At 65.6% G+C, this 19,076-nt stretch carries 15 protein-coding genes and 3 pseudogenes; 13 read left to right on the top strand and 5 right to left on the bottom strand.

Annotation, left to right across the window (positions count from 1 at the left end; genetic code table 11):
* Positions 1 to 237: 237 nt before the first annotated feature.
* A complete protein-coding gene (locus IWX85_RS12525; RefSeq protein ID WP_196869958.1) occupies positions 238 to 3,300 on the bottom strand; it encodes a DNA topoisomerase III in 3,063 nt (1,020 codons plus the stop codon).
* Positions 3,301 to 3,496: 196 nt separating this feature from the next.
* Between IWX85_RS12525 and IWX85_RS12520 the strand changes: the two genes are divergently transcribed.
* From IWX85_RS12520 to IWX85_RS12510, 3 genes are read left to right on the top strand one after another with little or no spacing between them, the layout of a single operon-like run.
* Complete coding sequence (locus IWX85_RS12520) at positions 3,497 to 4,021, top strand: SET domain-containing protein-lysine N-methyltransferase (protein ID WP_196869957.1); 525 nt, start codon at positions 3,497 to 3,499, stop codon at positions 4,019 to 4,021.
* Between the two features lie 56 nt (positions 4,022 to 4,077).
* A complete protein-coding gene (locus IWX85_RS12515; RefSeq protein ID WP_196869956.1) occupies positions 4,078 to 4,968 on the top strand; it encodes a biotin--[acetyl-CoA-carboxylase] ligase in 891 nt (296 codons plus the stop codon).
* Positions 4,962 to 5,648, top strand: a complete 687-nt coding sequence (locus tag IWX85_RS12510; RefSeq protein WP_196869955.1) for an SPOR domain-containing protein — start codon at positions 4,962 to 4,964, stop codon at positions 5,646 to 5,648. The genes IWX85_RS12515 and IWX85_RS12510 overlap by 7 nt, the downstream gene beginning before the upstream one ends.
* 113 nt (positions 5,649 to 5,761) lie before the next feature.
* On the opposite strand, the gene ypfH is transcribed toward IWX85_RS12510, so the two are convergent.
* A complete protein-coding gene (ypfH, locus tag IWX85_RS12505; protein WP_196869954.1) occupies positions 5,762 to 6,403 on the bottom strand; it encodes an esterase in 642 nt (213 codons plus the stop codon).
* Positions 6,404 to 6,618: 215 nt separating this feature from the next.
* On the opposite strand from ypfH, the gene IWX85_RS12500 reads away from it, so the two are divergent.
* The 5 genes from IWX85_RS12500 to IWX85_RS12480 all read left to right on the top strand — a co-directional run bounded on the left by IWX85_RS12500 (position 6,619) and on the right by IWX85_RS12480 (position 12,286).
* Positions 6,619 to 7,095, top strand: coding sequence for a peptidylprolyl isomerase (locus IWX85_RS12500; protein ID WP_036807861.1), 477 nt, complete (start codon positions 6,619 to 6,621; stop codon positions 7,093 to 7,095).
* A 203-nt stretch (positions 7,096 to 7,298) separates the two neighbouring features.
* A complete protein-coding gene (locus IWX85_RS12495; protein WP_196869953.1) occupies positions 7,299 to 7,586 on the top strand; it encodes a DUF2249 domain-containing protein in 288 nt (95 codons plus the stop codon).
* Between the two features lie 31 nt (positions 7,587 to 7,617).
* On the top strand, positions 7,618 to 8,811 hold the full coding sequence (locus IWX85_RS12490) for an NnrS family protein (protein WP_196869952.1): 1,194 nt from the start codon (positions 7,618 to 7,620) through the stop codon (positions 8,809 to 8,811).
* A gap of 219 nt (positions 8,812 to 9,030) precedes the next feature.
* Positions 9,031 to 10,749, top strand: coding sequence for a PAS domain-containing sensor histidine kinase (locus tag IWX85_RS12485; protein WP_196869951.1), 1,719 nt, complete (start codon positions 9,031 to 9,033; stop codon positions 10,747 to 10,749).
* A 244-nt stretch (positions 10,750 to 10,993) separates the two neighbouring features.
* On the top strand, positions 10,994 to 12,286 hold the full coding sequence (locus tag IWX85_RS12480; protein WP_196869950.1) for an MFS transporter: 1,293 nt from the start codon (positions 10,994 to 10,996) through the stop codon (positions 12,284 to 12,286).
* Positions 12,287 to 12,431: 145 nt separating this feature from the next.
* Here the strand turns inward: IWX85_RS12480 and IWX85_RS12475 are convergent, their stop codons facing one another.
* The gene (locus tag IWX85_RS12475) at positions 12,432 to 13,052 is read right to left on the bottom strand and encodes a flavin reductase family protein (protein ID WP_036807859.1); all 621 of its coding nucleotides are present in this window, start codon (positions 13,050 to 13,052) and stop codon (positions 12,432 to 12,434) included.
* 96 nt (positions 13,053 to 13,148) lie between these two features.
* Complete coding sequence (locus IWX85_RS12470; protein ID WP_196870029.1) at positions 13,149 to 13,634, bottom strand: hypothetical protein; 486 nt, start codon at positions 13,632 to 13,634, stop codon at positions 13,149 to 13,151.
* Between the two features lie 345 nt (positions 13,635 to 13,979).
* On the opposite strand from IWX85_RS12470, the gene IWX85_RS12465 reads away from it, so the two are divergent.
* From IWX85_RS12465 to IWX85_RS12455, 3 genes and pseudogenes are all read left to right on the top strand, one after another.
* Complete coding sequence (locus tag IWX85_RS12465; RefSeq protein WP_196869949.1) at positions 13,980 to 14,555, top strand: DUF1439 domain-containing protein; 576 nt, start codon at positions 13,980 to 13,982, stop codon at positions 14,553 to 14,555.
* 95 nt (positions 14,556 to 14,650) lie between these two features.
* Positions 14,651 to 15,072 (top strand): annotated as a pseudogene (locus tag IWX85_RS12460) (VOC family protein).
* Between the two features lie 402 nt (positions 15,073 to 15,474).
* The gene (locus tag IWX85_RS12455; protein ID WP_196869948.1) at positions 15,475 to 16,431 is read left to right on the top strand and encodes a hypothetical protein; all 957 of its coding nucleotides are present in this window, start codon (positions 15,475 to 15,477) and stop codon (positions 16,429 to 16,431) included.
* A gap of 27 nt (positions 16,432 to 16,458) precedes the next feature.
* Here IWX85_RS12455 and IWX85_RS12450 read toward each other — a convergent pair whose 3' ends face one another.
* Positions 16,459 to 16,956, bottom strand: coding sequence for a DUF1566 domain-containing protein (locus IWX85_RS12450; RefSeq protein ID WP_231379736.1), 498 nt, complete (start codon positions 16,954 to 16,956; stop codon positions 16,459 to 16,461).
* Between the two features lie 175 nt (positions 16,957 to 17,131).
* Here IWX85_RS12450 and IWX85_RS12445 point away from each other — a divergent pair.
* Positions 17,132 to 18,931, top strand: a pseudogene (locus IWX85_RS12445) (DEAD/DEAH box helicase).
* A gap of 24 nt (positions 18,932 to 18,955) precedes the next feature.
* Positions 18,956 to 19,076 (top strand): annotated as a pseudogene (locus tag IWX85_RS12440) (IS630 family transposase); the annotation flags it as partial.

Raw genomic sequence — 19,076 nt, 5'->3', positions numbered from 1 at the left:
GCACGCTGCGGTGTTGAAGCGACGGTGACCCGGGTTGCGCAGGCAATCCTCAACACACACCCCACCCGCTGGCGTACTTGCTTGAGGTGGTCAGGAACAGGGTCGTCAAGTTCTTGCCCCCCCTGCAGGCGTCTCGCTGGCGAACGGAGCCCGTAAAATACACAAAAACTGGCTTTTGCGCCCGTCCCATAAGGACCAACAGTTATTAATAAAATAGCAAACAGGCGGAAATGGCCTTTAGCTCAAATGCCTGCCCACAATCCCGGCCAGCTCGAACATCGTCACCTGCGGCTTGCCGAACACCGGCAGCAGCTTGGCGTCGGCGTTGATGGCGCGCTTGTTGGCCGGGTCCTGCAGGTTTTCGGCCTTGATGTAGTCCCACAGCTTCTTGATGACCTGCGGGCGCGCCACCTGTTCGGTGCCGATCACGGCGGCCAGCGCGTCGCTGGGCTTGAGTCCGGCGCCCGGCGTGGTCTTGCGGGCGACCTTGGGCTTGTCGGTCTTGACGGCCACTTTTTTGGCCGCGACCTTCTTGGCAGCGGCTTTTTTCGCCGCCGGCACGCTTGACGCCTTGACCGCCACGGTCTTGCCAAACGGCGTCTTCACGGTGCCGCCAGGGGTACGGGCAGCCGCGCCCGGCTTGGGCGGGAACTTGGACGGGGCGAATTCAAAGTTCACCTTGCCGGCTTCCTTGTCCCAGGCCAGGTGTGCCTTGAAGGCGCGGCGCGTGCGCATCGAGACGAACTTGTCGAGCAGGTCGGTTTTGCCGGTGGTCAGCAGTTTCACCATCTGCTCGCGCTCGATAGGCTGCTGCAGGATCACCTGGCCAGTTTTGAAGTCGCAGCTCGGCGTCGGCTGGGCCAATGTGGACACCGACTTTTCGCAGACGTAGTTCTTGCCCAGTTCGTACACGGCGGCAGCGCACTTGGGGCACGCGCCCAAGGAGGCCTGGTCGCCAAAATCGATGATCTCGCCGCTGTCGTCCTTCTTGTCGTCGCCAAAATCAAATTCGAGTTTGTAGTTCTTGGTGTCCTCGTCGAACTTGATGACCATCTCGGCGGTGAAGGGCCAGCCGGCCTTGGAGCGGAAACCTTCCAGCGGGCCGATTTTTTTATCGCGCAGAAACTGCTCGACCTCTGCCAGTTCAAAGGTCCGGCCGGCCGGCGTCTTGCCAAAGCTGAAGCCGCAGCCTTCGCCTTGGCCGTCCGCACCAGTGCAGGCATAGCGTCGGTAGTTTTCGCGGATCAGGCCGCCGCAGTTCGGGCAGCGTGCCTGCAGGGTGGCGTAGTCGCCGGGAATGGAGTCGCGGCTGTAGCCCTTGGCCTTGGCGACCAGGCGCTCGGTCATGGTGGCAATCTCGGCCATGAAGGATTCGCGGCTCAGCTTGCCCTGCTCCATTTGCGCCAGCTTGTATTCCCACTCGCCGGTCAGCTCGGCCTTGGACAGTTCCTGCACATCCAGGCCGCGCAGCAGCGTCATCAGCTGAAAAGCCTTGGCGGTGGGAATCAGTTCGCGGCCTTCGCGCAGCATGTACTTTTCGGCGATCAGGCCTTCAATCGTCGCGGCGCGGGTGGCTGGCGTGCCCAGGCCTTTTTCCTGCATGGCCGCGCGCAGTTCTTCATCGTCAATCGTCTTGCCCGCGCCTTCCATCGCGCCCAGCAGCGTGGCTTCGCTGTAGCGGGCGGGCGGACGGGTTTTCAGGCCCTTCGCATCCACCGATTCGATGCCGACGCGCTCGCCGGGCTTGACCGGCACCAGGCTCTGGCCCTTGTCGCCTTCCTTGGCGTCCGCCACTTCGTCGGCCGCTTCCTTGCCGTAGATCGCCAGCCAGCCCGGCTTGACCAGCACCTTGCCCTCGGTCTTGAAGCTGTGGCTGTCAACGGCCCCCACGCTCCCCACTGCGTGTGGTTCGCTGCCCCCCGAGGGGGCCGTGCCTTGCTTGGGGCGGCCCGGCGCGGCGGCCACCGTGGAAATTCGCGTCGTCACCAGATACTCGGCGCTCGGGAAAAACACCGCCATGAAGCGGCGCACCACCAGGTCGTAGAGCTTTTGCTCGGCGTCGGACAGGCCGCTGGGCGCCTGCAGCGTCGGGATGATGGCGAAGTGGTCGCTGACCTTGGCATTGTCGAAAATGCGCTTGGTCGGCTTGACGTAGTTGCCCTTGAGGGCCGTGGCGGCGTGCGGCGCCAGGTGGCGCATGTCGCTGTGGGCCAGCATTTCAAAGGTCTGCTTGACCACCGGCACATAGTCCTCGGGCAGCGCGCGCGAGTCAGTTCGCGGATAGGTCAGCGCCTTGTGGCGCTCGTACAGGCTTTGCGCGATCGACAGCGTGGTCTTGGCCGAAAAGCCGAACTTGCCGTTGGCTTCGCGCTGCAGCGAGGTCAAGTCGAACAGCAGGCCGGCGGCCTGGGTGGTCGGCCTGGATTCCTCGGTCACGGTGGCCGTCTGGCCGCGCACGGCGTCGGCAATGGCTTTGGCTTCGCGTTCGGTCCAGAGCCGGTCGGCTTTCAGTTCGGCATCGGGTTCTGCGCCTTCGCCGTTCACGGCATTGGCCGCAGCGCGTTTCCATTTCGGATCAAACCATTTGCCCGGGTAGTCGCCGGCCTCGGCGCCAAAAACGGCATGGATTTCCCAGTAGTCACGGCTGACGAACTTGCGGATTTTTTCCTCGCGCTCGACCACCACCGACAGCGTCGGCGTCTGCACCCGGCCGACGGTGGTCAGAAAGAAACCGCCATCGCGCGAATTGAAGGCCGTCATGGCCCGCGTGCCGTTGATGCCAACCAGCCAGTCGGCCTCGGAGCGGCAGCGCGCCGCGTCCGCCAGCGGCAACATCTGCGCGTCGCTGCGCAGCGCGGCAAAACCGTCGCGGATGGCGGCGGGCGTCATCGACTGCAGCCACAGCCGCTTGACCGGGTGTTTGCTTTTGGCGTACTGCTGGATCAGCCGGAAGATCAGCTCGCCCTCGCGGCCCGCGTCGCAGGCATTGACCAGCGCGCCCACGTCTTTTCGCTTGGTCAGCTTGACGATGGCGTTGAGCCGCGTCTTGGTCTTGTCCATCGGTTTGAGGTCAAAGTACGGCGGGATCACCGGCAGGTTGGCAAAGCTCCACTTGCCGCGCTTCACGTCGAACTCTTCGGGCGCCTGGATTTCGACCAGGTGGCCGACGGCCGAGGTGACGACCCAGTCGTCGCTTTCAAAGTACTCGTCGTGCTTGTCGAACTTGCCCGCCGTGGGCGTGAGGGCACGCACGATGTCTTGCGCCACCGAAGGTTTTTCGGCAATTACCAGTGTTTTCATAAATACTTCTTCTGACTTTTCCATCTTCGGGGAACGCTGTCCCCGGTTTGCGCCAAAGCGGCTTTTTTAATTTCTGGCGTCAGAAAACGGCTGTCAGCCACGGGCCAAGGTCCGTCACTACAATACCGCTTTCCCGCGCATGTACACGCGCCGGTGCGCACGCACACACATGAATTAACCATACCAAAAAACCGCCGTGCCCAAAAAACAGGCCTCTGCTTACCCTGCAACCGCTGTGGCTGGCAGCAGTCGGCGCATCCAGACCCGCCGCTCGGGCGTCCATGGCAAGGGCGTGTTTGCCGTGCAGGACCTGGCCGAGGGCGAGACGCTGATCGAATACACCGGCGAGCTCATCAGCTGGCCCGAGGCGCTGCGCCGCCATCCGCACGACCCGGCGCAGCCGAACCACACGTTTTACTTCCACATCGACGACGGCCGCGTGATTGATGCCAAGGTCGGCGGCAACTCGTCGCGCTGGATCAACCACAGCTGCCAGCCGAACTGCGAGGCAGACGAAGCCGGCGGACGGGTGTTCATCAAGTCGCTGCGCAACATCCCGGCCGGCGAGGAGCTGTTCTACGACTACGGCCTGGTCATTGATGCCCGCTACACCCCAAAGCTGCTGGCCGACTACCCCTGCTGGTGCGGCGCCACCCACTGTCGGGGCACGCTGCTGGCGCCCAAGGCCCGAAAAAAAGCACGCAAAACCGCCGAAAGCTGACCCGCGCGGCCGGCCAGAATCTTTTTCCTTCCTTCACCTTTTCCAGCCGCCTGCCCATGACCTCGCCCTTGCATTCCCTGCCGCCGATCCGCTGGCCCGCCGAAGCCATCTGGGAAGCCGTGGCGCCAGAGTTGCCCGGCTTCACGGTCGAGGTGCTGCCCGAGATCGATTCGACCAACAGCGAGCTGATGCGCCGTTTCAAGGGCGCGCCCGGCCGCCCGCCGCAGCCCGAGCCGCTGCTGCTGGTGGCCGAGCAGCAAAGCGCCGGGCGCGGCCGACTGGGCCGAAGCTGGCAAAGCCGGCGCGGCGACAGCCTGATGTTCTCGCTCGGCCTGCCCCTGGCGCCGGCGGACTGGTCGGGCCTGTCGCTGGCGGTCGGCATCAGCGTCGCCGACAGCCTGGACCCGCTTGATGCCGGCCAGGCGCGCCATGCCGCCAGGCCGCGCATCGGCCTGAAATGGCCGAACGATTTGTGGCTGTCCACGCCGGAGGGCGAGCGCAAGCTGGGCGGCATCCTGGTCGAGACCGCCAGCGGGGACGGCCTGCGTTACCTGATCATTGGCGTGGGCATCAACATCCGGCCGGTGCCGCTGGCTGATTTGCCCCTCACTGGCGCAGCGCCAGTGCCGCCCGGCGGCCTGCAGACGCTTGATGCCGGCCTGGACGCGCCCGGGGCGCTGCTGCGCATCGTGCCGGCGCTGGTGCAGGCGGTGCAGGCCTTCGCGCAGTTCGGCTTCGAACCCTTCCAGGCGCGGTTTGCCGCGCGCGACGTGCTGGCCAATCGCGCCGTGCAGCTGACGGACGGCACGCAGGGCACGGCCTACGGCGTGGCCGACAACGGCGCGCTGCGCGTGCACACCGCGGGCGGCATGGTCGAAGTCACCAGCGCCGAAGTCAGCGTGCGTCCGGTCGCCCCGCCATCGGTCGGGGGCGCGCCGCCATGCTGAGGGCGATGGCCCTGGCGCTGCTGCTGGCCAATGCGCTGTACTTCGCCTGGGGCCAGGGTCTGCTGGCGGCCTATGGCCTGGCGCCTGCGCGGCAGTCCGAACCCGAACGGCTGGCGCAGCAGATCCGGCCCGAATCACTGCAGCTGGTCCTGCCCGCCGCCGCGCCGCCGCCCCTGCCCCCACTTGCGCCCAGCGCCGCCGTCCGCACCCCGCCTGCGCTTGGCGCTGGTGTGTCGTGCCTGCAGCTCGGCGTGTTCACCGAAGGGCAGGCGCGCACACTGCGGCCGCGCCTGAAGGCCAGCCTGCCCGAAGGCAGCTGGTCGTTTGAAAGCAGCGGCGATTCGGCCCGCTGGATTATCTACATGGGCAAGTACATCAGCCAGGCGGCGATGAACCGCAAACGCCAGATGCTCGCGCAGCTGGGACTGCCTTTCGAGCCGCCCCTAAGCCCGATGCTGAACCCCGGGTTGTCACTGGGCAGTTTTGCCTCCAGGGCCGAAGCCGAGGAGGCCCTGGCCCAGATGAACCAGCGCGGCCTGCGCAGTGCGAAAGTGGTGCTGGAACAGCCCGAGCTGCCCAGCCTGTGGCTCAGGCTGCCCACAGCCGATGCCGCCCTGCGGACGAAGCTTGACGCGCTCAAGCCGCAGCTGGCGGGCAAGGCGGTCCAGGCCTGCGACTAGGCGCCTGGGTTGCCCCAGCAAGTTGCTTCTTTATTGATAGCTGCATGCGCCCGTGGGTATTGCGCAAATGGCACTTTTACCTGAAAACACGATCGGGATGCCTGCGATGCCGGCTACAGCGCCTTCCAGAAACGCAGCGGCACGCAGGTCTGCAGCCGCGTGATGGCCTGGTCCATCAGCGCCGGATGCAGCGCATGCGCCAGCGTGCTGGCAACATCGAGCGTTGCGTCGGCGCCAAGTTCCATCAGGTGCGCAAAATCATGGCGAATGCGGGCCACCGGCACGACCGCGTCCTGGTTCCCATGCAGGAAATGCAGCGTGGTAAGCGCCGGCGCCCGGGCAGGCCAGGCGGCGTAGCAGCCGCCAAAGGACAGCACCCGGCCAGCGAGGCCATCGTGTGCGTCGCTCAGGGCCAGCGCCAGGCTGGCGCCGGCGCCAAGCCCGAGCAGCGCGGTGTCGGACTGCAGCACGTTGAAACGCTGCTGCTGCGCGCGCAGATAATCGGCCAGTGCCCCGACGGCCTGGGCCAGCGCTTCGGCGCTGACCGGTGCATCAACCGACGGCAGGCTCAAGCCTTCGGGAATCAGCACCGCCGCCTGGGCAAACGCATCGCCCAGCCGGTTGCCCAGTTCCAGCATGTCCAGCGCCGTGCCGCCGGCATCGTGCAGCAGCACGAACAGCGGCCGGGGGCTTTCAGCGCCGGACAGCAGTTCAATGGTTTCAACAGCGCAAGGATTCGTCGGCAAGGTGGTCATGAGGTCGGGACAGGAGTGGAACAACAGGCCTTGATTGTCAAAGCATCACGAGTTTGGCGCCCGCAGCGCGCCGCCGGTGTAGGCCGGATTCCCGGCTGCATGCGCGCAATGGCACGGGTTGCCGCACCGGCGGGGTCCATCGTTGCTAAGATCATTTCCCCGAAACGGGCTGACCGCGCAATCGGCACAGCCCCCTTTGCAAAGAACCTTTGTCCATGAAAATTGAAAAAAACACCGCCGTCACCCTGCGCTTCAAAGTCTCTGACGCCCAGGGCAAGCTGATCGAGGAAAACAAGGAGCCGATGGTGTACCTGCACGGCGGCTACGGCAACACCCTGCCCAAGATCGAGGAAGCGCTGGACGGCCGGGAAGCCGGCTACCAGACCACGCTGGCGCTTGCCGCCGAAGACGCCTTCGGCCTGCGCGACGAAGACCTGGTGCGCACCATCCCGCGCAGCCAGTTTCCACCCGGTGTGAAGGTCGGCGGCCAGCTCGAAGGCCAGGGCAGCGATGGCCGCAAGCAGGTCTTCAACGTCGCCAAGATCAAGGGTGACACGGTGATCCTGGACGCCAACCATCCGCTGGCCGGCAAGGCGCTGCGCTTCACGCTGAAAGTCACCGACGTGCGCCTGGCGTCCGACGATGAAATCGCCCACCAGCATGTCCACGGCGAGCACGGCCACCACCATTGAGCGCCGGGTGGGTGTCCCCGCTTCACGCGGCGAAAGCCCTTTGAAGCGGGGATGACGGCCCGCTGACCGCAGGCATTTTTCCCAGGCCCCAGGCTGACTTCGTGTGCCAGCAACATGAAGCCGTTCCCTTTTCGCTCAAATAAATGTATTATTAATGCATCTTTAAAACCGGTTCCCGAACCGCCTTTTCGATCGGAGTTTCCATGACCGCCTGCGCCTCCTCCACCCCTGTCGATGTCCGCAAGCTGGCACCGCATGACCGCTACCCGGTGGCATCTGCCGCCTTCCACCTGCTCGATGCCGGCGAAAGCATGGAACTGGTCCATGACCAGGACCTGAAGGCCGTGAAGCGCCAGTTCGAATCCCGCCTGCCCGGAAAATTTTCCTGGACCGGGGTGGAACAGGGTCCGGCCGTCTGGCGCGCAGCCATCACCCGGATGAAGTCCGGCCACGGCAACGGTGGCTGCTGCGGCGGCTGCGGTGGTGCCTGAGCGGCTTCACGCCCGGCAGAAAGAAATCCTGATGTCCCCATTCCTCCAGATCCAGCATCCGTGCGCCGCTCCGGCGGCGCCGCCGGGCTTCGCCCTCTGGCAGCTTGGCTTTCGGCCCTTCTATCTGCTGGCCAGCGTGTTTTCTGCCCTGTCCATCGGCCTGTGGGCACTGCAGTTTTCCGGCTGGCTGGGCACGCCTTACCTGGCGGGGCCGATGTGGCATGCGCATGAAATGCTGTTCGGCTTCACGCTGGCGGTCATTGTCGGTTTTCTGTTCACCGCCGGGCGCAACTGGTCCGGCCGACCGACGCCGACCGGCGCGGCGCTGATGGCGCTGGCCGCGCTCTGGGTGGCCGGGCGGGTGCTGGTGCTCACGCCCTACGGCTGGGCCGCTGCCGTGGTGAATGTCGCCTTTCCGCTGGCAGCCGCCATCGGGCTGGCGATTCCCTTCATCGCGGCGCGCAACAAGCGCAACTATTTCTTCGTCGCGTTGCTGCTGCTGATGGCACTGGCCGTGCTGGGCGTGCACCTGGCGCAACTGGGCGTGACACAGTTGCCCGGCTGGGTCGGCATCCAGGTCGCGCTCGACGTGGTGCTGTTCACCATGGCGGTGATGGGCGGGCGGGTGATTCCGATGTTCACCAACGCCATTGCCGGCGCCAGCGCCACCAAGCGGCCGTGGCTGGAAAAGGCCGCCCTGGGCTCCACCCTGGCGCTGCTGCTGGCCGACGTGCTGCAGCTCCACGGCGCGGCGCTGGTGGCGCTGGCTGGCCTGTGCGCCGCCGCGCACCTGGCCCGCTGGGCGCTGTGGCAGCCCTGGAAAACCTGGCGCACGCCGCTGGTCTGGGTGCTGCATGTCGCCTACTTCTGGATTCCGGTGCACCTGGCGCTGCGCGGACTGGGCGAGATGGGCCTGGTTTCGCCGTCGCTCGCCATCCATGCGCTGACGGTCGGCGCCATTGGCGGGCTGATCATCGGCATGATGACGCGCACCGCGCTGGGCCACACCGGACGGCGGCTCACGGCCAGCCGCGCCGACGTGGCGTGTTACCTGCTGGTGCTGGCGGCGGCGCTGGTCCGCGTGGCGGTTCCGCTTGTCGCGCCGGCGCAGATCGTCCATGCCGTGCTGGGTTCGGCGGCGCTGTGGTCGGCCGGCTTTGCACTCTACGCGGTGACGTACTGGCCGGTGCTGACGCGGGTGCGGGCCGACGGCAAGCCAGGCTGAACCTATCTCGCCATGCGCAGCGCCCGGCAGGCGGGGCGCAATTCACGCATTCATCGCATGCGCCCGACCGTCCTCCGGCAGCCTGCAATGCTCGGGCAGGCCCTGTGCACCACGACCTTGCACAAGGCCTGCCGATTTGGCGCATGCTACGCTGCGGCGGTGGAGCTCTTCTTTTGTCCACACAGCTGATCGATGGTGACCCCTGGAACGAAAGAATCTATGCCGCAAACGGGTAACCCTCACAACGCTGGCAGGCAACCGGGGACGCTGGAGAACCTCAACGATGTCCGGCAGCAGGAAACCCTGCTCAAGGCGGGCGCCCTGCAGGACGCGATTTTCAACAGCGCCAACTTTTCCAGCATCGCCACCGACGAAAAAGGCGTGATCCAGATTTTCAACGTCGGCGCCGAGCGCTTGCTCGGGTATGCGGCGGGCGATGTCGTCAACCAGGTCACGCCCGCCGACATTTCGGACTCGAAAGAACTGGTGGCCCGGGCCGTCACCTTGAGCCTAGAGTTCGATACCCCGATCACGCCCGGCTTTGAAGCGCTGGTCTTCAAGGCCTCGCGCGGCATCGAGGACATCTACGAGCTGACCTACATCCGCAAGGACGGCAGCCGCTTTCCGGCAGTTGTCTCGGTCACGGCGCTGCGCGATGCGCACGAAGCCATCATCGGCTACCTGCTGATCGGCACCGACAACACGGCGCGCAAGGAGGTCGAGGCGGCACAGGTGGCGCTCGACCAGCGAACCACCGAACTGCTGCGCACCGAACACGCGCTGCGGCAATCGCAAAAGCTCGAAGCGCTGGGCCAGCTCACCGGCGGCGTGGCGCATGACTTCAACAACCTGCTGGCGGTGATCAGCTCCTCGGTCGAGTTGCTGCGCAGTGACAAGCTCCCGGTGGAGCGGCGTGGCCAGTACCTGGACCGGATTTTCGACACGGTCGGGCGCGCGGCCAAGCTCACCAGCCAGCTGCTGGCGTTTGCCCGGCAACAGCCCTTGAGCCCTGAAGTCTTCAATGTGGACCAGCATGTGCAGGGCGTGATTGATCTGGTGCGCCCGCTGATGGGTGCGCAGGTGCAGATTCACCTGGAGCCGTGTGGCGGAGACAACAGCTGCTTCGCCGAGGCGGACATCAACCAGTTCGAAACGGCGCTGGTGAACCTGGCCGTCAACGCGCGCGACGCCATGAACGGCCACGGCCGGCTCACCATCAAGGTGCAAAAGGTCGATCACGTGCCGGCCGGTTCTGGCCGTGACCTGCGGCCAGGCGATTTCGTGGCCATTTCAGTCACCGACACAGGCTGCGGCATTGCAGCCGACAACCTGGAAGCGATTTTCGAGCTCTTCTACACCACCAAGGAAGTGGGCAAGGGCACCGGCCTGGGCCTGAGCCAGGTGTTTGGCTTTGCCCGGCAGTCCGGCGGCGAGGTCAAGGTCAGGAGCGAGGTGGACATCGGTTCGGTCTTTACCCTTTTTCTGGCACGCGCCGAGCATGCCGATACACCCGAAGCCGTGGCGGCCGCTGCCGAAACCAGCGCCGAGGCGCGCAGCATCCGCGTGCTGGTGGTCGAGGACAACGAAATACTGGCGCAGATGACCTGCGAGATTCTCAACATCCTGGACTACCAGACGACCTGGGCGGCCAATGCCACAGCCGCGCTGAATTTGCTGACCGGGGACGCAAGCCGTTTTGACCTGGTGTTTTCCGACGTGATCATGCCGGGCATGAGCGGGATTGAATTCGGCGAGCTGGTGCGCAAGCGCTACCCGGGCCTGCCGGTGGTGCTGGCCAGCGGCTACAACGAGGTCATGGCCGAGCGCGGCAGGCACGGCTTTGAACTGATTCAAAAACCTTATGTCTCCGAGACGCTGGTGCGTGTCTTTCGCAAGACGATGGCCGAGCACCTGGCGGCTGGCCGCCTGGCGCCCTGAACCGCGGGGCCTGCAGTGTTGCCAGGGGATCCGTCAGCGACTTGAATGCCCGCCTGTCCCGTGAACGGCGGGGCAGCACTCTTTTTTTAATAGCTGCCTGCGCCCGTCCTGCAAGCGCCGGCGGCTGTTTTGGTGTCAAACCAGGCACGCCACGGTGTTTTCCTGCCGCGCGGGCCAGCCCCTGGCCGGCAGGTGCGGCACAGCACCATCGCCAGCCGGTGTACCCTCAACGTCCACCAACGCCATGAATTCCATCCCGTTACAGACCCGCGCCGTCGCCGTCGCCGTCGCCGAACCGCCCGCAGCACCGCCCCTGCGCCCGCTCTGGGCCATGCTGTTCGCCCTGACCACCGCTTTTGCGCTGAGCCAGGCCTACCGCACCGTCGCCGCCCTGATGGCCGCGCCGCTGCAGGCCGACTTTCACCTGGGCGCGCAGGCGCTGGGGCTGTTTGCCGGCGCCTTTCACTTTGCCTTTGGCGCGATGCAGCTGTTCATGGGCATCGGCATCGACCTGCAGGGCGTGCGGCGCACCGTGCTGACGGCGTTTCCGGTGGCGATTGCCGGCTCGGCCGTGTCGGCGCTGGCCACGTCGTATCCGATGCTGGTCGCCGGCCAGGTGCTGATCGGCGTGGGCTGCGCACCGGCTTTCCTGGTGTGCACCGTGTTCATTGCGCGGCATTTTCCGGCCGGGCGGTTCGCGGCGATTTCCGGGCTCACGCTGGGCCTGGGCGGCATCGGCATGCTGCTGACCGGCACGCCGCTGGCCTGGCTGATCGAGGCCACCTCGTGGCGCATGGGATTCTGGGTGCTGGGCGCTGTCGCCGTCCTCGCCTGGGGCCTGATTTACGCGCTGGTGCATGAGCCGCCCCTGCCCGCCGCCATGGCGCAGGCCCGGGGGGCGCCAGCGCGGGAAACGCTGGTCCAGGCGATTGGCAGGTTCGGCGCGCTGTTCTTGCTGCCGCACACGCTGGGCATCGTGCTGCTGGCGGCCGTGGGCTATGCGTCCTTCATCTCGCTGCGCGGCCTGTGGCTGGGGCCGATGCTGATGCAGCGCCACGGCTTTTCGCTGGTGCAGGCGGGCAACGTGGCGCTGGTGATGTCGCTGGCCTCGCTGCTCGGCCCGCCGCTGTTTGGCCGCTTTGACCCCGGTCCGAAGCACCGGCGCCGCTGGATTGTCGGCTTCACGCTGCTGCTGGCCGGCCTGTTTGCGACGTTTGCGATGGGGCACAGCACGCTGGTGGACGTGGGCGGCCCCATCGTCATCGGACTGCTGTCGGGCTACATGGTGCTGCAGTATGCCGACGTGCGCGCCGCCTACCCGCCTGAACTCACCGGCCGCGCCATGGCGGTGTTCACCATGGCGATGTTCCTGGGCGTGGCCGGCATGCAGTGGCTGACCGGCATCGTCGCGTCCGTGGCCGCGGCCCGTGGCATCGAGCCCTTCACCGCCGTGCTGGCGAGCATTGCCGCGCTGCTGGCCGCCGGCGCGCTGGCATTCACGCTGTTGCCGGGGCCGGTGCGCCGCGCCACGGCCTGAACCTCGTTGCTACTATTTTTATAGCTTCATTCGTTGATTGGACATGCGCAAACGGCCTGTTTGATTGAAAAATCATGCCGATTCAACCGATGACTGGAACGCATTATTTTTTTCTCACCGGTCATTGCGGACGGGGTGTCCAGCCTCACCTCGGCCGGTACATTTTGAACAACTGCTCGGGGCCGACGCTGAAATAGTCGCCTGGCCCGCCGCCGCGCAGGATGTGCTCCGCGCCGGCCGTGTCGTACACACCGTCCTTGAGCAGGCGCTGGGCAATGTGCACCGCCACGACCTCGCCCAGCACCAGCCAGGTCGGCACTTTCTCGCCATCGGCGCCCTGGAGCTGGACGATCTGGGTGGTGCGGCATTCGAACGACACCGGGCTTTCCTGCACGCGCGGCACTGAAATCACCTGCGACGGCACCGGCGTCAGGCCCGCCAGCTCGAACTCGCTGACCTCGGGCGGCACGGCGGCGCAACTCTGGTTCATCGCCTCGGCCAGCGGGCGCGTCGCCAGGTTCCAGGCAAATTCGCCGGTCTGCTCGATGTTGCGCAGCGTGTCCTTGTAGCCCACGCTGGCAAAGCCGACGATGGGCGGCGTGTAGTTGAAGGCGTTGAAAAAGCTGTAGGGCGCCAGGTTCAGGCTGCCTGCCGGGCTGCGCGACGAAATCCAGCCGATGGGGCGCGGCCCGACGATGGCGTTGAACGGGTCATGCGGCAGGCGGTGGCCGCTGCGCGGTTCGTAGAAGTGAATGGTGTCAGGCAAGGAGGGGCTCCGCAGTGGGTGTAAGCGCAGGTGCTGGCGCAGGACGCACCTTACAACAGCTCGGCCTGCCCGTCTGTCGCCTCTGTGGCGACCTGCCTAGCGGCGGTTCGGAATGTCGGGCCGGGGGTCGATGCGGTCTGAAAGGCCGTCGCCGTCCCGGTCCCGGCTGCGGCTGCGTTCCACGCGGTTCGGCGCGCTGCTGTGGTTCGGGTGGCGGTCAAGGCGGTTGCGTATGCCGTCGCCATCGCGGTCGCGGTCAAAGCGGTTCGGAATGCCGTCGCCGTCCCGGTCGCCCTGGCCACGGCCCGGTCGCGGCCCATGCACGAGCGGCCGCTCCGGGCGCGGCCCCGGCACGACGACCACCGGCGGCGGCAAAGGACGGTAGTAGCCCTGCGGGTAGGCATTCCCGAAACCGTCGGAGCGGTACACCGTGCCGCCGCCGCCGCCGCCGTAGATATACACCGGCTGCCGGATCACCTGGGGAGCCGGCACGTCGTAGCCATAGGTCTCATAGCCCGGCGACGGGTACACAGCGCAGCCGCTTAATCCGGCGACCGCGCACAGCACTAAAAATGTTTTCATGAAAGCTCTCCCGTCCCACGCCTGCCAAAACCGGCAGGCCGGTGCATTGTGATGGGGCGAGGTGTCGCACCGGTGTGATCCTGTCAACAAAACACATGTGGCTGTTACCAGATGTAGCCTGTCGCAGGAACTGATTTACTATACTTTCAATAGCTACATATGCCCACCAGTCTTGCGCAAATGGCCAATTATTTAAAAAAATCAAGCACCGATGCCGCTGTCATGCCCTGCCCAGCGGAACTGACGCTAGCGCACAGCGTCTGACCCTGCACCCCTGCTGCGCAAGACGCAGGCAGGCGTCGCGGCGCATCCGGCCGCATGACCCCCCCCAACCCAAGGAAACGGATGAACCGCAGACGCATGCTGACACTCCCCGCCTGGCTGCTGGCGAGCGGCACGGCGGGCCCAGGCTTTTCCGCCGCGCACGCTGCCGGCCCGCCTGGCTACACCGTCTCCACCGGCCAGCTGGAGCAGGCGGTTGCCCAGCGGTTTCCGCTGCGTTACCCGGTCGGCGGATTGCTGGACCTGAAGCTGCTGGCGCCACGCCTGCGCCTGCTGCCCGAGCTGAACCGGCTGGGCACCGAGATGCTGGTCGAAGCCGCCGGCCCGGCGCTGGGCCGCAGCTACAGCGGCACCTTCGAGCTGGATTTTGCGCTGCGCTATGAGGCGCGCGACCGGACCGTCCGGGCGCACCGGTTGCGCGTCCATGCACTGCGCTTTCCCGACCTGCCGCCGGGGCCGTCGGCGCTGCTGGACGCCTACGGCCCCGCGCTGGCCGAGCAGGCGTTGGGCGAAGTCGTCCTGCACACCCTGCGCCCGCAGGACCTTGCGCTGCCCGATGCCATGGGACTGCAGCCCGGCAGCATCACCGTCACGCCCAGGGGACTGGCGGTCAGTTTTGTTCCCGCACCGCCACGCTGAAGCGACCTGCAGCGCTGCGCCGGTCCGCTTGCAATTTGGAAACGCCCGCCCGCCGGCCAGCGCTGATACTCGCCCCGTTGAGAATGAAGGACTGCATGGCGACCCAGATGTATGTCAACCTGCCCGTCAAGGACCTGGACCGGTCGGTCAATTTTTTCACCGCCTCGGCTTTGGCTTCAACCCGCAGTTCACCGACAGCAACGCCACCTGCATGGTGATTGGTCCCGACAGCTTCGTGATGCTGCTGGTCGAAAACTTTTTCAGGCCCTTCACGACCAAGAAGATTTGCGATGCCCGCCGGCACACCGAGGTGCTGATCTGCCTGGCCTGCGACCGCCGGGAACAGGTCACCGACAGGGTGGACCAGGCCATCGCGGCAGGCGCCACCACGCCCAACCCGCCGCAAGACCACGGCTTCATGTACCCGCATGGTTTTCAGGATTTGGACGGCCACCTGTGGGAACTCATGTACATGGATGCCCGCGCCATGCCACCGCCCGGTCCCGGCCTTTCCTGAACGCAAAAAAAAGATCTGGATGCAAGTCCAGGCCACCGGCCGCAAACCCCGCGGCAGGGGCCGGCGCGCATGCCGGGTTGCACGGCGTCAGTTGCCGCCAATGGGAAGGCCCCTGGCGGCCATGCCTTCCGGCGCACACGGCCCCAGCGGGTCCTCTGCCAGCGGCAGCGGCACGGCCAGCGGGCGGACCGCGCAGGCGCAGTTGAAAATGGCGCCACAAGGCGTCGTCGCCGTGCCGGTCCCGAAGCCAGCCTGACAGCACGCCTCCAACCGCAGTCAGCGCCAGGGCGTGAATCAAAAAAAACGGACTGTTTTTGCAACAAGGCATGACGCCAGGCACGGTTTTATGGCAAATAATGCGGTGCTAGCAGATTTTGATTCTTTTCAGGCAAGGGCACGCACATGGACTTCCCAACTTTTACCGTCTTGACCACTGTCGCCGGACTTGTCGCAGGCTTTGTGCTGTGCTGGCTGCTCATGCGCGGCGGCAGGGCCGCCCCGGCACCTCAGGGCTGGCCAGAGGTGCAAGGAGAACTGGCGCAGGCCAGGGGCCGTATCCGCCAGCTTGAAGACGAACGCCAGCTGGCCATCAAGAACTACGAAGACCTCAAGCACGAGACCGCCCGGGCACGCGGCGTGACCAACGCCGTCAAGAAGGACAGCGCGCCACCGGCCGAACACGCCGCCCAGGTCGCCGCCCTGCAGGCGCAACTGGCCGCGCTGCAGGCGCAGGAACAGGCCACGCACGCCGACATTGTCAAGGTCAGGGCAGACGCCCTGGCCGAACAGGCCCAGGCCAGGGACTATTTCCGCTCGATGGAAAAAAACCAGCAAGTCGCCGCCGCCAGCGCCCAGGTGCTCAAGCTTGATGCCGACCGGCTGCGCCAAGCGCTGGACCTGGCCCAGAAAGAGCAGGCCCGCGCCGCCCAGCAGGCCGCCCAGGTGCCTGCGCTGCAAGCCCGGCTGGCCGCGCTGCAGCACCACGACCAAGACCAGTCCAACCAGCAAGCGGCCCTGCGCGGCGCGCAAGGCCAGGCGGCCGAAAGCGCTGAAGCCCTGAAGCGCGCCCAGGCCCGCATGCTGGCGCTGGAGCAGGAAAACGCCACCCTCAGGCGCAATGCCGCCGCCATACCGGCGCCGGCGCAGGCAGTGCGTCCGGCGGCGGCGCCACCAGTGCAGGCCACGCAATTGCCGGTGCTGGAGGAGCAGGTTCTGGCGCTGCAAAACCTGGAAAAAGCCATCAAGAAAGAGTTTCAGCTGCTGTCCGAACTCCAGCGCAACGTGACGCTGACGTCTGCCACCCGCCACGAGTTCAACGACAGCCCCGAGTCACGCACCGGCAACGCGGCAGCCGCCTGATGGTGTGCTGCCGCCAAGGCCCGGCGGTTACGGGCCTTGGCGCACCAGCCGCACTACACCCGGGGAGTTGCGCTCCCCTTCGCCGGCACTGCCTTCAGTGAACGACACATACATGAAGTAGCCCCGCCCGACGGTGCTGGACGACCAGAAACGCGCAGCCGGCGTTGCCGGAAAGGCCCCCCGATCAATCGCCGCCCTGCCCTCCCCGGCCTCGCGCACCGCCACGATGCTCGAAAGTTCGTTCAGTGTGGGAAGACGCCATGGCTTGCCGGGAGTGGCCGCCGCCTTGGCACGCGCCTGGGCGCCGAAAAAATTGGAAAACACGGCCGTTTTGATGCAGGTATTGCCCTTCCAGTCCATGCCTTCGGCGCAGCGCCGCCACACCAGGCCGGTCTTGCTGTCGGAGATTTCCTGGCCGTCCGGCGACGGCGTGTAGCGCGGTGCAGCCATCGCTGGCGCCAGCACAAGGCCACCCAAAAAAAGGGACAGGCCAGAGATTTTGACCGCCAAGGCACTGGATTGCATAAACTGTGTACTTTCTAGACCGCCGATTAACCAACGGCGTGTTTCTAAATGCTACTTGTATTTTTTGAACCGCGCACTTAGGGAAGCTACTGAAGCGGCCGGTGCCTGCCAGCAAAACAGCGCCAGTTTTCGTGCATGACAATCGTCACAAAATGTTAATAAATGTGACTTTTTGATGGCAACCCTTATTCCTGCAATCGGCACCTGCGTGCCGCGCATGACCCCCGGCGAGCGCCGGCTGGCCGAGCGGCTGGAACAAAAACTCGACGACGACTATTTGCTCTGGTACGACGTGCCGGTTGGCCCCAAGCAGTCGCACCCCGACTTTGTCGTGCTGCACCCCCGGCGCGGCCTGTTGATTCTGGAAACCAAGGACTGGCGCCTGGAGACGGTCCAGCAAGCCACCCGGCAAGCCTGGGACCTGCTGGTCGATGGCCGCGTCAAGGTGGTGATGAGCCCGCTGGCGCAGGCGCGGTTTTGCGCCATTCAGGTCGTCAACGCGCTGGAACGCGACCCGCAACTGGTGCAGACGGGCGGCCCGCACCAGGGCAAACTGGCGTTTCCGTGGGGCCACGGCGTGGTCTTCACCCGCATCACGCGCAGGCAGTTCGACGCCGCCGGGCTGGGCGAGGCGATTGAGCCGCATTACGTGATTTGCCAGGACGAAATGCTGGAAAGCGCCGAGCCCGAGGAATTTCAGCAGCGGCTCTGGAACATGATTCCGCACGCCTTTGGCCGGGGCGTGATGACATTGCCGCAACTCGACCGGGTGCGCTGGAACATGTTTCCGCAGGTGCGCGTGCAGACGCAGGGCCCGCTGTTTGACGACCACGACCCGGACGCAGACTTCCCCGACATGCTGCGCGTGATGGACCTGCAGCAGGAGCAGCTCGCCCGCAGCCTGGGCGACGGCCACCGGGTGATTCACGGCGTGGCCGGTTCCGGCAAAACCATGATCCTGGGCTACCGCGCCGAATACCTGGCGAAGGCCCACACGCCCGCGTCCAAACCCATCCTGATTCTTTGCTACAACGAGCCGCTGGCCGTCAAGCTGGCGAGCGTGATGGAAGCCAAGGGCTTATCTGACCGGGTGCAGGCGCGGCATTTTCACAAGTGGTGCCGCGACCAGCTGGTGGCGTTTGGGCAGGATTTGCCCGCGCACCACCTGCCCGTGGGCCAGAAGATGGACGAGATGGTGCTGCGCGTCATTCACGGCGTGGACCGCGCGCAAATCCCGTCAGGCCAGTACCAGGCCGTGCTGATCGACGAAGGCCACGACTTCGCGCCCGAATGGCTCAAGCTGGTCACGCAGATGGTGGACCCGGCCACCAACAGTTTGCTGCTGCTGTATGACGACGCGCAAAACATCTACGAACGGGCGCGCGCCAAGAATTTCAGCTTCAAGAGCGTGGGCGTGCAAGCGCAGGGCCGCACCACGGTCTTGAAAATCAACTACCGCAACACCCGCCAGATTCTGCAAACCGCCAGCCTGATTGCCGCCGACCTGCTGACCGCCGACGACCAGGACGACGACGGCATTCCGCTGCTCAAACCCATCAGCTGCGGCCGCGACGGGCAGGCACCGCTCATCATCCGCCTGCCCAGCCTGCGCGACGAGGCCTTCAAGATTGCCGAGTTGCTGAGCGCAGCGCACCAGGAAGGCCATGCGTGGGGCGACATGGCCGTGATTTGCCGCGACTAAGCCACGATAGATGTGTGCGCCAACGCGCTGCACTACCGCAAGCTGCCGCACCAGGTGCGCAGACGCTCAGGCGACTTCAACCCCAGCCGCGACACCATCACCGTGCTGACCATGCACGTCTGCAAAGGGCTGGAGTTCCCGGTGGTCGCCCTGCCCGGCATCGGCCACATGCCCGCTGCGGGAGAGGACGAGCAGGAGGAGGCGCGGTTGTTTTATGTGGCGGCGACGCGGGCTACGCAGCGGCTGGTGATTACGCCTAGTGTCGCGTCATGAGAAATTTGACGTGGACAATGGGGAATGGAACATTACAAAGTCACCTTGTCAGAGCAGGAAAGAGCCGAGTTGCAGGGCATCGCAGGCAAAGGCACGCACGCAGCATCCAAAGTCATCAATGCCTTGATACTGCTCAACTGCGACC

It is taken from the genome of Polaromonas sp. CG_9.11 (assembly GCF_015752225.1).
Taxonomy (GTDB): domain Bacteria; phylum Pseudomonadota; class Gammaproteobacteria; order Burkholderiales; family Burkholderiaceae_C; genus Polaromonas.
This window is presented reverse-complemented; position numbering and strand designations above follow the sequence as displayed.

Excerpts from the sequence above, each read along its gene's own strand:
- IWX85_RS12455 (WP_196869948.1), top strand. The coding sequence starts at position 15,475 with ATGGACTTCCCAACTTTTACCGTCTTGACCACTGTCGCCGGACTTGTC.
- ypfH (WP_196869954.1), bottom strand. The coding sequence starts at position 6,403 with ATGACCACCTTGCCGACGAATCCTTGCGCTGTTGAAACCATTGAACTG.
- IWX85_RS12495 (WP_196869953.1), top strand. The coding sequence starts at position 7,299 with ATGACCGCCTGCGCCTCCTCCACCCCTGTCGATGTCCGCAAGCTGGCA.
- IWX85_RS12480 (WP_196869950.1), top strand. The coding sequence starts at position 10,994 with ATGAATTCCATCCCGTTACAGACCCGCGCCGTCGCCGTCGCCGTCGCC.
- IWX85_RS12485 (WP_196869951.1), top strand. The coding sequence starts at position 9,031 with ATGCCGCAAACGGGTAACCCTCACAACGCTGGCAGGCAACCGGGGACG.
- IWX85_RS12465 (WP_196869949.1), top strand. The coding sequence starts at position 13,980 with ATGAACCGCAGACGCATGCTGACACTCCCCGCCTGGCTGCTGGCGAGC.
- IWX85_RS12510 (WP_196869955.1), top strand. The coding sequence starts at position 4,962 with ATGCTGAGGGCGATGGCCCTGGCGCTGCTGCTGGCCAATGCGCTGTAC.
- IWX85_RS12525 (WP_196869958.1), bottom strand. The coding sequence starts at position 3,300 with ATGAAAACACTGGTAATTGCCGAAAAACCTTCGGTGGCGCAAGACATC.
- IWX85_RS12500 (WP_036807861.1), top strand. The coding sequence starts at position 6,619 with ATGAAAATTGAAAAAAACACCGCCGTCACCCTGCGCTTCAAAGTCTCT.
- IWX85_RS12470 (WP_196870029.1), bottom strand. The coding sequence starts at position 13,634 with ATGAAAACATTTTTAGTGCTGTGCGCGGTCGCCGGATTAAGCGGCTGC.
- IWX85_RS12450 (WP_231379736.1), bottom strand. The coding sequence starts at position 16,956 with ATGCAATCCAGTGCCTTGGCGGTCAAAATCTCTGGCCTGTCCCTTTTT.
- IWX85_RS12515 (WP_196869956.1), top strand. The coding sequence starts at position 4,078 with ATGACCTCGCCCTTGCATTCCCTGCCGCCGATCCGCTGGCCCGCCGAA.
- IWX85_RS12490 (WP_196869952.1), top strand. The coding sequence starts at position 7,618 with ATGTCCCCATTCCTCCAGATCCAGCATCCGTGCGCCGCTCCGGCGGCG.